The 13,590-nt window shown below is 61.0% G+C and carries 13 protein-coding genes; 9 read left to right on the top strand and 4 right to left on the bottom strand.

Going from position 1 to position 13,590, the window contains the following annotated elements:
* Positions 1-38 precede the first annotated feature (38 nt).
* The 3 genes from HALTADL_RS10250 (at position 39) to HALTADL_RS10240 (ending at position 2,157) form a co-directional block, all read left to right on the top strand.
* Positions 39-881, top strand: coding sequence for a polyprenyl synthetase family protein (locus HALTADL_RS10250; protein WP_089671877.1), 843 nt, complete (start codon positions 39-41; stop codon positions 879-881).
* Between the two features lie 232 nt (positions 882-1,113).
* Positions 1,114-1,827 carry a phosphoribosyltransferase family protein gene (locus tag HALTADL_RS10245; protein WP_089671876.1) on the top strand — a complete coding sequence of 238 codons (714 nt, stop codon included), beginning with the start codon at positions 1,114-1,116 and terminating at the stop codon, positions 1,825-1,827.
* An 84-nt stretch (positions 1,828-1,911) separates the two neighbouring features.
* Positions 1,912-2,157, top strand: coding sequence for a glutathione S-transferase N-terminal domain-containing protein (locus HALTADL_RS10240; RefSeq protein WP_089671874.1), 246 nt, complete (start codon positions 1,912-1,914; stop codon positions 2,155-2,157).
* Here the strand turns inward: HALTADL_RS10240 and HALTADL_RS10235 are convergent, their stop codons facing one another.
* Complete coding sequence (locus HALTADL_RS10235; protein WP_100190885.1) at positions 2,158-3,114, bottom strand: transcriptional regulator; 957 nt, start codon at positions 3,112-3,114, stop codon at positions 2,158-2,160.
* A gap of 157 nt (positions 3,115-3,271) precedes the next feature.
* Here HALTADL_RS10235 and HALTADL_RS10230 point away from each other — a divergent pair, with 157 nt between their 5' ends.
* On the top strand, positions 3,272-4,582 hold the full coding sequence (locus tag HALTADL_RS10230; protein ID WP_089671870.1) for a tRNA(Ile)(2)-agmatinylcytidine synthase: 1,311 nt from the start codon (positions 3,272-3,274) through the stop codon (positions 4,580-4,582).
* Between the two features lie 12 nt (positions 4,583-4,594).
* Here the strand turns inward: HALTADL_RS10230 and HALTADL_RS10225 are convergent, their stop codons facing one another.
* Positions 4,595-5,554, bottom strand: a complete 960-nt coding sequence (locus HALTADL_RS10225) for a succinylglutamate desuccinylase/aspartoacylase family protein (RefSeq protein WP_089671868.1) — start codon at positions 5,552-5,554, stop codon at positions 4,595-4,597.
* A gap of 112 nt (positions 5,555-5,666) precedes the next feature.
* Here HALTADL_RS10225 and HALTADL_RS10220 point away from each other — a divergent pair, with 112 nt between their 5' ends.
* Together HALTADL_RS10220 and HALTADL_RS10215 are read left to right on the top strand one after the other, a co-directional pair.
* Positions 5,667-7,016: an MFS transporter gene (locus HALTADL_RS10220; protein WP_089672022.1), complete on the top strand. Its 1,350-nt coding sequence runs from the start codon at positions 5,667-5,669 to the stop codon at positions 7,014-7,016.
* Between the two features lie 35 nt (positions 7,017-7,051).
* A complete protein-coding gene (locus tag HALTADL_RS10215) occupies positions 7,052-7,366 on the top strand; it encodes a DUF7536 family protein (protein WP_394327352.1) in 315 nt (104 codons plus the stop codon).
* A 1-nt stretch (position 7,367) separates the two neighbouring features.
* Here the strand turns inward: HALTADL_RS10215 and HALTADL_RS10210 are convergent, their stop codons facing one another.
* Complete coding sequence (locus HALTADL_RS10210) at positions 7,368-7,643, bottom strand: MarR family transcriptional regulator (RefSeq protein ID WP_089671863.1); 276 nt, start codon at positions 7,641-7,643, stop codon at positions 7,368-7,370.
* A 119-nt stretch (positions 7,644-7,762) separates the two neighbouring features.
* Between HALTADL_RS10210 and HALTADL_RS10205 the strand changes: the two genes are divergently transcribed.
* Together HALTADL_RS10205 and HALTADL_RS10200 are read left to right on the top strand one after the other, a co-directional pair.
* Complete coding sequence (locus tag HALTADL_RS10205; RefSeq protein ID WP_089671861.1) at positions 7,763-8,077, top strand: EMC6-like membrane protein; 315 nt, start codon at positions 7,763-7,765, stop codon at positions 8,075-8,077.
* Positions 8,077-9,897 carry a ribosome biogenesis/translation initiation ATPase RLI gene (locus HALTADL_RS10200; RefSeq protein WP_089671859.1) on the top strand — a complete coding sequence of 607 codons (1,821 nt, stop codon included), beginning with the start codon at positions 8,077-8,079 and terminating at the stop codon, positions 9,895-9,897. Before HALTADL_RS10205 ends, HALTADL_RS10200 begins: the two co-directional genes overlap by 1 nt.
* Before the next feature lie 179 nt (positions 9,898-10,076).
* Here the strand turns inward: HALTADL_RS10200 and HALTADL_RS10195 are convergent, their stop codons facing one another.
* Positions 10,077-10,259 carry a hypothetical protein gene (locus tag HALTADL_RS10195; RefSeq protein WP_162551711.1) on the bottom strand — a complete coding sequence of 61 codons (183 nt, stop codon included), beginning with the start codon at positions 10,257-10,259 and terminating at the stop codon, positions 10,077-10,079.
* A 317-nt stretch (positions 10,260-10,576) separates the two neighbouring features.
* Here HALTADL_RS10195 and mutS point away from each other — a divergent pair, with 317 nt between their 5' ends.
* Positions 10,577-13,303, top strand: coding sequence for a DNA mismatch repair protein MutS (gene mutS / locus HALTADL_RS10190; protein WP_089671855.1), 2,727 nt, complete (start codon positions 10,577-10,579; stop codon positions 13,301-13,303).
* Positions 13,304-13,590 lie beyond the last annotated feature (287 nt).

Below are 13,590 nucleotides of genomic sequence, written 5' to 3'. Positions count from 1 at the left end.
CGTCACCTACTTGCGCCGAGAGTTCGTATCCCGATTCGATGGAGTATCTGGAGCGTCGGGTCGGACTGGTCAACAGTCGACTCGAATCGGTGATCGACGCAACCGATCCCGACGAGCTGGCCGACCAACTCGACGGCGTCGTGCTCGCGGGTGGCAAACGTGTCCGCCCTGCGGTCACCCTGCTGGTTTGTGAGGCCCTCGGCGGCGACCCCGAACAGGCAGTCGACTTCGCGGCCGGGATCGAACTCGTCCACAACGCCTCGCTGGTGATCGACGACATCATCGACCGCTCGGAGGTCCGCCGCGGCACCCCCAGCGCGTGGTCAGCCTACGGCTACGGCCCCGCGATCATCGCCAGCGACGGCCTGCTCGGCGAAGCCTTCGGCCTCTTTTTGGGCAACGAGCGGGCGACCCGGATCGTCGCCGAATCGATGGTCGAACTCGGCGAGGGCGAAGCGACCGAACTGGTCGACCGACCAACCACCGAAGACGAGTACATGACACTCGCCCGCCGGAAAACCGGCGCGCTGTTCCGTGCGGCCGCCGAACTCGGCGCGGTCGCTGGCGGGGCCGACGCGTCGACGGTCGAAGCCTTCGGCGAGTACGCCGAACGCGTCGGGGTTGCCTTCCAGATCCGTGACGACGTGCTGGATGCCACCGCCGACGGCGAGGACCTCGGCAAGCCAGCCGGACAGGACGAAGTGATGGATCGCCCCTCGCTGGTACAGGTAACCGACCTCACCCCCGAGGAGGGCGACGCTCGTGCCCGCGAGCAGTCCGAACTCGCGCTTGCGGCCCTCGACAGTGCCGACGTAGACGATACCGATGCCAAAGCCTATCTCCGCGACCTCGCGGAGTTCGTCGTCGTCCGCGAGCGGTAGCTGGCGGAGCGTTCGCCAGCAGTAGCGACCACCTACTGGCAGTAGGAACCAGCTACGGAGTCTGAACGGCGATCTCCTGATCGGAGACAGCTACACACACGCCGGTCGACCATCTAACAGAGAGAAGTGTATATTAGCTGTCAGGAAAAGAGATGTTTATTCACGTAGATGCGTATATTGGCTCGTTTGAGTATCGACATATTCATACTTGCACAACAGTGAGTATCGGGGTATGAACAGATCAGAGAAGGCCGCCCTCCAACTGCAGGCCGTGGCGGTCCTCCGGATGCTCAAAGAGACCCGGACCTACGAGGAGCTCTCGGCGGTTACGGGGCTTCCGGCGGGCGATCTCAACCGGTATGTCAACGGTCACGTACTTCCCGGCACGGAACGCGCTCGGGAGGTCGTCGACGGGATTGGTCGGAAGGCACTGGCCGACGAACTCAAAGCCAGAGTGAGTTTCGACGACGAGGGGTACGTCGACAACTCCTCGGTCGTCTTCGACCAGTCGTTCCTCGACTTGGTCGCCCCAGTCGCCGCCAACAGCTTCGGCTTCCAGCGACCCGACGTGGTGCTGACGGCGGCCACTGACGGTATTACCATCGGCGCGGCGATGGCCTCCTACTTCGATGCCAAACTGGCCTACGCCAAGAAATCCAAGGAGACCGCCGTCGAGGAGTTCATCGAATCCCGACAGCGGCTCGCCTCCGGCATCGAGTTGACCTACTATCTGCCGGCCTGCGCGCTGTCGGCAGGCGAGTCGGTGCTGATTGTCGACGACCTCATTCGATCCGGCGAGACCCAAGAACTCCTCTTGGATATCGCCCGGCAGGCTGAGGCTCCCGTCGCGGGCGTCTTCGCGCTCATCGCGGTCGGCGATCAAGGGATGTCGCGAGCACGAGAGCTGACCGATGCCCCGGTTGGGGCGCTGTCGACGTTCGACTGAGCGGAGAGATGCCACGAGGGCGGTTGTGCGACCCGAAGGCACAGGATCACGGGTTTCTTTTATACAGCGACCCTACAATAGGTGATGTCAAATCTCATCCTCTACGAACTGCCCGGCTGTCCGTTCTGTGCGAAAGTCACAAGCAAACTCGATGAACTCGGCCTCGACTACGAGTCACGCAACGTCCCGAGTTCGCGAAGCGAGCGCACCGAAGTCCAAGAAGTAAGCGGCCAAGCTGGCGTTCCAGTCCTCATCGACGAAGACAACGGCGTCGACGGGATGCCCGAAAGCGACGACATCGTCGCGCATCTCGAACAACACTACGCTTAACTAGGCTTCCGGCTCGGCGGCCCGCTCGCGGATACGATCCGGATCATCAATCGACGCCAACTCTTCACAGGAGACGATAGCAGTGCCGTCGACCGACTCTCGTTTGACTGTATCAGTAGTGAAGTAGATCGACCGTGTCTCAGTGACACGGCCAATCGAACTCATCAGCCGCGCGCGTTTTTCGGCACTCGGGGTGAACGGCGAATGACCGGTCAGCACGGCTCGTTCGCGGCCACCGCTGTCCTCGCTGATCGCCTTAAACGGCGAGCGGTTGGTCGGGTGGACGTCGAAGCCGGCGTTGGTGAGCGTCGACAAAACCTGCTCGTCGTCGGGGTCGACCGCCGGCCCCTCCGGAATCGGGTCGGCATCCCGCACGTCTTCGGCCCCCTCGAACACCGAGACGGGGTTGGAAAATGGCTCGTTGAACAGCTCTTCGAGCTGAATGGCCACCTCGATGGAGGCGTTCATCCCGTCTTCATATTTTGAAACCGTCCGGCGGGAGACACCGAGTTCGGTCGCCAGTCGACCCAGACTCCATCCTCGCTCTTCGCGCTCGTCGGCCAGCAGGTCGCCGTCAATGCTGACATAGAGGCCGCCCGGCGCGGCGTAGATTAGCGGCGGGACCTCCTCAATGAACAGGTCGTAGGCGGTGTCGGGGTTGAAGACGGGGACGCCGTGGCGGAAGTAAACGACGCCAGGTTCGAGGTCTTCGTTGCGGGTCCGCAGGCCGATGACGATTGGAGTGGCCGAGAGATAGTCGCCCAGCCGCCGCATCTCGGCACCCGTTTCACCCGTCAGGGCGTCTATATTGCCGAGGATTTTCAAGAGTACGAGGTCCTCGCCGCGGCGGGCCGCAAGGTCGAAACTCTTGGGTCGGACCGAACACCGCTCGCTGACGAGGAACCCCGCATCCTCCAGCATCGCGGTGATGTTGCCGACCAGTGCTGTCCGTGACATACCGGGATATAGGTGAGTTCAGACATATATGTGTTACGTCGGCCCCATGTAGTCGACCGGGGCTGCGTCCCGTGATTCTGTCCTGTCGGTGAGCCACACACTTAAATATTCATTCCGACCCGAAACTGGTTTTCAGGGGAACCACCTACAGGAGGCGATGACAGTGATCGGTCTCGACGACACCGACTCCCGGAGCGAGGGGATGTGCACGACCTACCTCGCCACGCGACTTGCGGAGGCAATCGAGGCCACCGGCGGGACTGTTCAGCGTCGACTCCTCGTTCGCCTGAATCCCGCCGTAAAACACAAAACACGCGGGAACGCGGCACTCGCTCTCCATACTGATCTCGATGCCGAGACAGCCTTCGAGTTGGCCTGCGACCAACTCGAATCACTGGCTATCGACGTCGACAGCCGGACCAGCCCCGGCGTCGTCGTTGCCACCGGCAGTCCCGAGGCAGTTCCCGATTCAGTCAGCAACCACGCCCGGCGAGCGATTCGTCACCGAATCTCGCTCGATGACGCGATTGCTGTGAGCGACGATGCAGGCTACCACCATCGCGGCTGGGCGGGCGTTGGCTGTGACGTGCAGGGACGCGGCCGAATCGGCGCGCTGGCGGCGGTCGGTGCGTGGCAGGCGTTCGACGAGTGGACCTACGAGACGATTTCGTACCGTGAGTTCGACCGGTGTGGGACACCCCGTGAAGTCGACACCGAGGCAGTCTTTGCGGCCGCCGAGTCGGGGTATCCGACCGTCTGGGACACTGTCGACCGCGGCACGGGGGAGACAGTCTGTGTTCCGAACGCGCCGGGACCGATTCTGTATGGGATTCGGGGCGACGAGCCGGCGGCCGTCCGGGAGGTTGCCGCCGACATCGCGGCCGCAGACGGTACCGAACGCGTCGACAGAACAGCGACGTTTCTCACGAACCAAGGCACCGACAGCCATCTCGCCGACGGAGCGATTAGCTCGCTCCGCGAGGGCGCAGGCTATCGGGTCGACGGTGTGGTCGACAGCGAGCCGGAGACCCGACAGGGCGGTCATGTGTTCTTTCGGCTGGCCGATACTGATCAAGCGGAGCCAGCAACAGTCGACTGCGTGGCCTTCGAGCCGACAAAGCGATTCCGCGATTACGTCAGAAACCTGCGTGTCGGCGACCGACTGACCGTCTGTGGAGAGTACAGCGACGGGACGATCAAACTCGAAAAGATCGCTGTTCGAACGCTCAATCGCACCGAGCAGGTCACCCCGGAGTGTCCCGACTGCGGGCGGCGCATGAAATCAGCGGGCCGCAATCAGGGCTACCGGTGTCGGGACTGTGGTACCTCGGCTCCGGGCAAAGTAGCCCGCGAGGTCGACCGTGATCTCGATCTGGGCTGGTACGAGGTGCCGCCAGCGGCGCGTCGACATATCGCCACACCGCTGGTTCGCGGTGAGTTCGACGGGCCGACTCATCCGGAACGATAGCAGGACGGAGCGTCAGTAGCTGTCGACGTTGGTGCCGACCGAGCAGACGTACTCGCCGGCTGCGACCTGCGGGAGGCGGCGCGAGCGCCAGAAGATCCCGTTGTTGTCGGCGGTGACGCTGGCTTTTATCTGGCCGAAGGGATCGGTTACTTCGAAGAGGGTATCGCCCGAGGTGACCCGCGAGCCGAGTTCGGCCCGGTAGTCGACAATCCCTCCGGCGGGTGCGCCATACTGGTCGAAGCGTTTGGCCCGTGTCTGTCGACTGATGGCCACCTCACCATCCAGAAAGTCGTAGTAGCGCAGAACGTTGAACACGCCCTCGACACCACGCTGGATGCTCTCCTCGCTGAAACCGACCGAGCCACCGAGTTCGGGATCGATTGTCGGCACTCCCTCATCGGGGCCGATCCGAGCGAGTTGTCCCTCGGGACCTTTCTGGTCGAGGACGTGTCCGCAGCCGAAGACCTTGGCCAGACGGAGACACTCGCTGTGCAGCGAATGGCGTCGACCACACCGAACCCGAGCCTCGTCGATCATCCGACTGGTCGAGCCCTGATGGAGATCCAGAATAAAATCGGCCGTTTTGGCGGCATCGAAGACGGCCGCCGAAATACGTTCGCTGGAACTGCCGTTGGGGTCGCCGGGGAACGTCCGGTTCAGTTTGCGGTCGTCGATCGGGTTGCGGTGTTCGGCCACCTGAAAGCCGAAGTAGTTGACAATGCCAACGACGAGGATCGACCCCGAGAGCGTCGCCGGATCGATCTGGGGGACCACCCGGCGGATCACCCCCAGTCCGTTGAGTTCGTCACCGTCGCTGACTGCCTGAAGATACAGTCGATTACCGTCTTCGGCACCATTGATCACTGCCACCGGGAGTCCGACGCTGCTTCCGTCGCGGGTTTCGCCGACGTCGAGTCGACCCACGTCGAACTCGCCGGGAGCCGCGCTCGCAGTGCCGAGCGAGATCGTCATTGGCCACACTGACGACCCCATCGGACTTTAGAAGTTCGGTCCGGGCGAACAGATGGACGAACCGACCAATGACTCCGGAGTTGTTTTGGGAGAAGCGACAGAAATTCCGACAATGAGCGACCGTGAGGCCAGTCCACTGGCGGGGTATCGACAGTTTCTCTCACTCAGGGGCGACGTCCTGGTGCTTTCGGTGGCGATGTTCGCCTTCAGCCTCGGCTTCCAGATGACCACGCGATTCCTCCCGCGCTATCTGGAGGTCCTCGGCGCGAGCGCGTTCATCATCGGTCTGTTTGGCACCTTCGGTAACCTGATTAGCGCCGTCTACCCTTATCCCGGCGGCGTCGTCTCGGACCGCATCGGCTCCCGCTATGCGCTCACGGTGTTCGGTCTCGCCTCGACGCTCGGCTTTGGCCTCTGGTTCATCGCTCCTTCGTTCGGCACAGTCACCATTTGGGGACTCACGATCCAGCCGTGGATCTGGGTGTTTGTCGGCTTGGTCCTCGCCCAGGCGTGGAAATCATTCGGGCTGGGAGCGACCTACGCCATCGTCAAACAGAGCGTCGACCCCGACCGGCTGGCCCGAGGGTTCGCCAGCACCGAAACCTTCCGCCGGAGCGCGTTTCTGCTCGGTCCCGTGGTGGCGGCTGGCCTGCTCACGCTCCACCCCTCGTTCGAACTGAGTTTTCGCTACGTGCTGGCGGTCGCAGTTGTCTTCGGTGCGGTCGCAACGGTTGTCCAGCATTTCCTCTACAACGCCAGCGATGACACGTTCGGTGGCTCCTTTGCTGGCGTCGACCAGATCCGCGATGACCTGCGAACCATGCCGTCGACGCTCCGTCCCTTGCTGATCGGTGATACATTGGTGCGGTTCGCCAACGGGATGGTGTACGTCTTTTTCATCATCGTCGTCACCGATTTTCTCAGTGTGGGGGTCACGACCTCGCTGCCGGTCGTCGGGGGCATCGACCTCTCGCCGGAGGCGTTTTTCGGCGTCCTGCTCGGCATCGAGATGGCGGTTGCGCTGCTGGTGATGGCCCCCGCGGCGGCGATGGCCGAGCGAGTCGGACTGAAACCGGTTGTCGCGACTGGCTTCGCGGTGTATGCGATCTTTCCGATCCTGCTTATTAGTGCCCCAGCCAGCGCGAGCGTTCTGGTGGTGCTGTTTGCGATCTCCGGCCTCCGATTTGCGGGCCTTCCGGCTCACAAGGCACTCATCGTCGGTCCGGCGGAGGCCGGTGCTGGCGGCCGGATCACTGGTTCCTACTACCTGCTCCGAAACGTGATCGTGATTCCCAGCGGGGCCATCGGCGGGGCGATCTACGGTGGACTCGCGAACCCATTCGGCAGTGGACAGCTGCTCCCGGAGAGCCCACTGCTGGCGTTTGGACTTGCGACCGCTATCGGACTGGTAGGCACTGGCTACTTCCTCGTCTTCGGGGAGGAGTTCGAGGCTTACCAATAAAGTCGACCCTGACGGCAGTCGAAGTCGGTGTGAATATAGTTATTCAGCGGCTACGGGCAGGTGTGAGCGACGAATCCCCAGCAGACCAGCCGGAGACGTTGGTGGAAGCCCTCGCAGTGAAACGAAACGTGACCGTCGGGGTTGCTGTTGGCGTCGGTGTCGCAGCAGTCGCCTACGCGGTTCGGGTGTTCGAACTGTTCGGGCCAGTAGTCACGACCCGCGAGTATCCAGTGCTCGGTCCCGAAGGCTGGTTTTTCATGTTGGCGGTCGTCTTTGCGGTGTCGACCACACTACTCGTGACACTCGTGTTGACGGGTGTTCGAGCAGCCCAGCTCGCCACAGAAAACTGAGTCAGTCGGCGTTGGGGAGCTCGCTGTTTTCGAGTGCGTTGTCGGCTTCCGGAGTGAGTTCGTAGATGTTCTGTCGTGCGTCCGCAAAGTAGACATCCTCGTCGACCACGCCGATTGTTTCGAGGCGTTCGAGTGCATAGCGCACCGTCCGAGCCGAGAGCATCGACTCCTCGACGATCCCCTTCTGTGTGAGCGTCCCGTTGTATTCGAGTACCTTGAAAACCAGTTTGGCGCTCGGTGGCAGATCGTCGAGGCTCTCTTGGTCTGTTCCTGCCATTACCCCTACTGAAACAGCACACTGGCATAAAGTTTGATGACGGACAAACCCTGCCGGGAGGGTCGAAACCGAGCGGTGGCAAGCGAACTCCTTTTCATTACTGATGCCGAACTGCGCGTATGGCTACAGAATCGGCATCCGGTTTCTCCGACCACATGCGCGGAGTGACCGTCACGACGATTGCCTGTCTTGCGGGGATTCTCGCAGCAGTGGCCTCGGCGGTCGTCGTCGGCACGACACCCGAGGCGGCGGGCAACATTCAAGCGGTCCTCATCATGGGCATCGCGATCTTCGTTCAGTTCCCGATCCTCAAACTGATCGGCGTCGACATCAGCGAGTTCGGCATCAAGGACAACCTGTTTGTCTCCTTTATCACGTTCTGTCTCTGGTTCATCACGTACGCCGTCCTGCTGAGTGAGGCGGTGACGTTCTAATGGCCGATGACAGCATCGCGGTCGTCGACCTCGACCGCTGTCAGCCGGACCGCTGTAACTACGAGTGTGCCAACTTCTGTCCACCGAACCGAACGGGCAAAGAGTGCATCACCGTCCGCGGCGAGGACACTGAAGTCGGCGACCCCGACCAGATCCGCATCTCCGAAGAGATCTGTCTGGGCGAAACCTGTGGGATCTGTGTCGAGAAGTGTCCCTTCGACGCCATCGAGATCATCAACCTCCCGCAGGAACTCACCGAGGAGCCGACCCACCGCTACAATGAAAACGCATTCGCCCTCTATGGGCTGCCGGTTCCCGAACCCGGCAAGGTAACCGGTATTCTGGGACCGAACGGGATCGGGAAGTCGACCGCAGTCAACGGACTCGCGGGTGAAATGATCCCAAACCTCGGCGACTACGACGACGAGCCGAGTTGGGATGCGGTATTGGACCGCTACCGTGGCTCGGAACTCCAGCAGTTCATCAATCGGCTGATCGACGGCGAGATCGAAATCGCCCGTAAGCCGCAGTACGTCGACCAAATTCCCAAACAGTTCGACGGCAAGACTCGGGAACTGCTCGAAGCAACCGACGAGCGAGGCGAGTTGGACTATCTGGTCGACCGGCTCAGCATCCGTCCCGTGATGGACCAGCCCATCGACTCGATTTCGGGTGGCGAACTCCAGCGCGTGGCGATTGCGGCAACCCTCGCACGGGATGCGGATTTCTACTTCCTCGACGAGATCACACCCTACCTCGACGTTGGCCAGCGAATGGTCGCGGCACGGCTCATTCGAGAGTTGGCCGAGGACGAGGAGGCCGACCGCTCGATGCTCGTGGTCGAACACGACCTTGCGATCTTGGACCTCCTTGCGGACTCGATCCACGTCGGCTACGGTGAGCCCGGCGCGTTCGGTGTGATCACGCCGCCCAAGTCGGTCCGAAAGGGGATCAACGAGTATCTCGAAGGCTACCTTACCAACGAGAATATGCGGATCAGGCCAGAAAAGATCACCTTCGAGGAACACGCCCCACGGGCGACGACGAAGGGAATGCCCCTTGTCGAGTACCCCGACCTGAAGAAATCCTATGGTGAGGGCGAGTTCTCGCTCGACGTCGACAGTGGGACGATCTACGAGGGCGAAGTCCTCGGGATCGTCGGCCCGAACGGAATCGGGAAGTCGACGCTCGCAAAGATGTTTGCTGGCTCGGTCGAACCCGACGAGGGAAGTCTCGATTTCGAACTCGATATTTCGTACAAACCGCAGTACGTCGAGATCGACCAGCCAATGCGCGTCGACAGCTTCCTCTCGTCGATCACCGACAAGTTCGGGACCTCCTACTGGAACACCGAAGTCGCCCAGCCGCTCCAGTTGGAGCGGATCATGGAACAACAGCTAACCGATCTCTCGGGTGGCGAACGCCAGCGCGTGGCGATTGCGGCCTGTCTCTCCGACGAGTCGGATCTCTACGTGCTCGACGAGCCCTCGGCACACCTCGACGTCGAACAGCGAGTGCAGGCGACGACCGCGATCCGACGCTACGCCGAAAACCACGACGCGACCGTGCTCGTGATCGACCACGACATCTACATGATCGATCTGCTCGCGGATCGCTTGATGGTCTTCGACGGCGAACCCGCCCAACATGGTCACGCCAAGCTGCCACAGGAGATGCGCGCGGGGATGAACGATTTCCTCGCCGACTTGGATATCACCTTCCGGCGCGACGAGCGAACAGGTCGACCGCGGATCAACAAACCCGGCAGCCAGAAGGACTCGACTCAAAAGCGGCAGGGCGAGTACTACTACGCGCCGTAAGCGGTTCGATCAGAGCCTCGGTAGCGCGTGTACAGAAGCGATCTATTCTATATCAGTTGTCTGACTACTGCGAAGACTGGGTACGTCGTGGGGAACTGGCCTTCCCGATAGTCCGCAGAAACAAACTGCAAGACAGAACGTCTGTAGTAGGTTTTGAGAGACGACCGGATCCCATATGATTAGTCGGACAGTGACTGGCCGCTGTCGGGCCAACTGGCTTTCCAGACGTTCGCTCGGCTCCGAATGCGTGTCAGATCGAGTTGCACCAACTTGCCGGGATCGAGGCTCGCCAGCTCGTCGCGGAGACTGCTGTCTTCGTACTCGACGACCTGGAAGACACGGTTGGCCGACGGGGCTAACATGCTAATTGCGTTTTTCCCGTTCATCCCGTTTAAAACACGGTATTCTCTAGTTTTATCGACGGTATGCTTCATACCTAGATAGTGTGGTGGACTTTCGTGAAAAATCTTTGCATCACATTTGATGCAGCTGACCCACGTCGAGAACGAGGTGTGTTTGTTCTATTTGCGCATACTATCGCGTCCGACATCATGAATAGACACGGCTCAGCTATCGACATCTCGAAGCGAACCCGGTTCCGTGTGAATGGTTCTATCACGACCTCTCCATCGGCGGGTCGACCCGTAGGGCTTTAGCCGGAGACGGACTCACAGGAAGTATGTCACAGGGAATCGTCGAGGAGTTTCTCTCGATCAAAGCCGACAGCGACGCCGATCTGTTGGCGATGCAGTGTGGCGATTTCTACGAGTTTTTCGCGGATGATGCCGAAACCGTCAGCGACGAACTCGATCTTACCGTCTCGCAGAAATCCTCGCATGGCTCATCGTATCCGATGGCCGGAATCCCGCTCTCGGAGCTGACGCCGTATATGAAGGCGCTCGTCGAACGCGGCTACCGGGTTGCCGTGGCCGACCAGTTTCAGGACGACAACGGCGACCACTACCGCGAGATTACGCGGCTCATAACTCCGGGGACGCTCATCGAAACCACCGATGCCGAGGCCCAGTATCTCGCTGCGGTCGTCCGAGCAGACGGAAACGAAGGTCCCTATGGATTGGCGTTTGCCGACATCACCACGGGCCAGTTCCTCGTCACCGAAGTCGACACCGCGGCCGACGCCCACGCCGAACTGTATCGGTTCGATCCCGCTGAGGTGCTGCCCGGACCCGACGTGCGAACTGACGACGACTTTTCTCGACAACTCCGAGAGCGAAGCGACGCCTCACTGGCACTGTTCGATACCGACGCCTTCGCGCCCGGTCGGAGTGCCCACACGGTCAGAGACCAGTTCGGCAGCGAAACGGTCGACAGCATCGGTCTTGATTCCGAACTCGCGGTTCGTGCGGCGGGTGCAGTGCTCTCGTATGTTGAAGAGACCGGCGTCGGGGTTCGGCAGTCGATGAGTCGACTCCAACTGTACACGGCCGACGACCACCTCACGCTCGATGCCACCACACAGCGCAACCTCGAACTCGTCGAGACGATGCACGGGGACAAAGGTGGCTCGCTGCTCGACACCATCGACCATACCGAAACCAGCCCCGGCGGTCGACTGCTTAGAGAGTGGCTAACGCGCCCCCGACAGGACGCGAGTGAGCTCGGGCGTCGACTCGACTGTGTGGAAACCCTCACATCGGCCGCCCTGCCACGTGAGCGCCTCCGAGAGACGTTAGACGGAGCCTACGATCTCGAACGGCTGGCCAGTCAGGCCGCCAGCGGGAGCGCCGACGCCCGGGATCTGCTGGCAGTGCGGGACACCCTCGAACTACTGCCAACGCTGGCCGACGAGATCGCGGGTGGCCAACTGGCCGACTCGCCGCTGTCGACGGTGATCGACAAACCGGATCGGGCGGCCGCCGCCGAGCTCCGCGAGACGCTCGCGGAGGCACTCGCCGACGATCCACCGAAAACCGTCACTCAGGGCGGCCTATTTAAATACGGGTTCGATGACGAACTCGACGACCTCATCGAGCGCCACGAGGAGGCAAACGAGTGGCTCGATGGACTCGCCGACCGGATCAAACGCCAGTACGGCCTCTCGCATGTGACCGTCGACCGGAACAAGACGGATGGCTACTACATTCAAGTCGGCAAATCCCAAGCGGATTCGGTGCCCGACTCTTTCCAGCACATTAAGACACTCAAAAACTCCAAACGGTTCGTCACCGACGAACTCGCCGAGCGGGAGCGCGAAATCCTCCGGCTCGAAGAGTCCCGCGGGGAACTGGAGTACGAACGGTTCGCGGAGCTTCGGGATCAGGTCGCCGAGCAGTCGGCACTCCTGCAGGATGTCGGGCGGGCGCTGGCGGAGGTCGACGTGCTGTGTTCGCTGGCGAGCCACGCCGCGGCCAACAGCTGGTGTCGACCCGAACTAACGACAGCAGGAACGCTCGATATCGAAGCCGGACGCCACCCGGTCGTCGAACAGGCCACCGAGTTCGTACCAAATGATCTCACACTCGACGACAAGCGCGGGTTTCTGATCGTCACCGGGCCAAACATGAGCGGGAAGTCGACCTACATGCGGCAGTCCGCGCTGATCACGCTGCTGGCACAGGTCGGGAGTTTCGTCCCTGCCCGGTCGACGACCGTCGGCATCGTCGACGGAATTTACACGCGTGTGGGCGCACTGGACGAACTCGCGCAGGGTCGCTCTACGTTCATGGTCGAGATGCAGGAATTATCGAACATTCTCCATTCAGCGACCCAAGACTCGCTGGTGATTCTCGACGAGGTGGGTCGGGGGACCGCCACCTACGACGGGATCTCGATTGCGTGGGCGGCCACCGAATACATTCACAACCAGATCGGCTGTCACTGCCTGTTTGCGACCCACTACCACGAGTTGACGGCGCTGGCATCGCATCTGGATCGGGTTGGGAACGTCCACGTTGCGGCCGACGAGCGGGACGGCGAGATTACGTTTCTGCGAACGGTCCAAGAGGGGGCGACAGATAGATCATATGGGATTCACGTCGCCGATCTGGCCGGCGTGCCGATGCCGGTCGTCGACCGGGCGCGGAACGTGTTGACGAAACTCCGCGAGGAGAAAGCGATTGAGGCGAAAGGAGCCGCCAGCGGTGGCGAGGCCAAACAGGCAGTGTTCGATCTCAGTGCCGGAGAGTTCCAAACCTCCGAGACCAACGGCGCCGCCACTGCCAGCGGTGCGGCCACAGCCGAGACCGACCGGCGGGAGTCCGCAGAGACCACAGCCTCGACACGCGCGGCTACCCACTCGGAGTCAGCAGCCACCGAGCCGGAGTCGGTCGATCCTGCCGCACAGGAGGTGCTTGCAGCCATCGAGTCGACCGATATCAACGAAACGCCACCCGTCGAACTGATGACGAAAGTCCAACAGTGGCAAAAACAGTTGGATGAAACCTGATCGAGAACGGTATAAACAGCCGCACAAACACAGCAGATACTGTGACAGAGAAGTTATGTTTACATGCACTCTGCATAAAGTATAGTTACCATGTTATCCTAACTGGCAGTTCAGATATATTTTTTCAGACACCCAAAATTGGCTTTTGAGTGAGTTATCAAGCCAATTAAGGCACATTTACTGTCCGATATCTGTTGTATTATCTAAATTAGTCTACATCTTGTTAGAGTATCAGTTGACTATCGCTATAATTGAAAAAACATTAACATGTATGTGAGTACAAGCGT

The sequence above is a fragment of the Halohasta litchfieldiae genome (genome assembly GCF_002788215.1).
GTDB classification, from domain to species: Archaea; Halobacteriota; Halobacteria; order Halobacteriales; family Haloferacaceae; genus Halohasta; species Halohasta litchfieldiae.
The sequence above is the reverse complement of the archived record's forward strand: the minus strand, read 5'-3'. Positions and strand labels throughout refer to the sequence as shown.

Bases quoted from the DNA above. Each gene is read 5' to 3' on its own strand.
- HALTADL_RS10250 (WP_089671877.1), top strand. From the start codon at position 39: ATGGAGTATCTGGAGCGTCGGGTCGGACTGGTCAACAGTCGACTCGAA.
- HALTADL_RS10245 (WP_089671876.1), top strand. From the start codon at position 1,114: ATGAACAGATCAGAGAAGGCCGCCCTCCAACTGCAGGCCGTGGCGGTC.
- HALTADL_RS10240 (WP_089671874.1), top strand. From the start codon at position 1,912: ATGTCAAATCTCATCCTCTACGAACTGCCCGGCTGTCCGTTCTGTGCG.
- HALTADL_RS10235 (WP_100190885.1), bottom strand. From the start codon at position 3,114: ATGTCACGGACAGCACTGGTCGGCAACATCACCGCGATGCTGGAGGAT.
- HALTADL_RS10230 (WP_089671870.1), top strand. From the start codon at position 3,272: ATGACAGTGATCGGTCTCGACGACACCGACTCCCGGAGCGAGGGGATG.
- HALTADL_RS10225 (WP_089671868.1), bottom strand. From the start codon at position 5,554: ATGACGATCTCGCTCGGCACTGCGAGCGCGGCTCCCGGCGAGTTCGAC.
- HALTADL_RS10220 (WP_089672022.1), top strand. From the start codon at position 5,667: ATGAGCGACCGTGAGGCCAGTCCACTGGCGGGGTATCGACAGTTTCTC.
- HALTADL_RS10210 (WP_089671863.1), bottom strand. From the start codon at position 7,643: ATGGCAGGAACAGACCAAGAGAGCCTCGACGATCTGCCACCGAGCGCC.
- HALTADL_RS10205 (WP_089671861.1), top strand. From the start codon at position 7,763: ATGGCTACAGAATCGGCATCCGGTTTCTCCGACCACATGCGCGGAGTG.
- HALTADL_RS10200 (WP_089671859.1), top strand. From the start codon at position 8,077: ATGGCCGATGACAGCATCGCGGTCGTCGACCTCGACCGCTGTCAGCCG.
- HALTADL_RS10195 (WP_162551711.1), bottom strand. From the start codon at position 10,259: ATGTTAGCCCCGTCGGCCAACCGTGTCTTCCAGGTCGTCGAGTACGAA.
- mutS (WP_089671855.1), top strand. From the start codon at position 10,577: ATGTCACAGGGAATCGTCGAGGAGTTTCTCTCGATCAAAGCCGACAGC.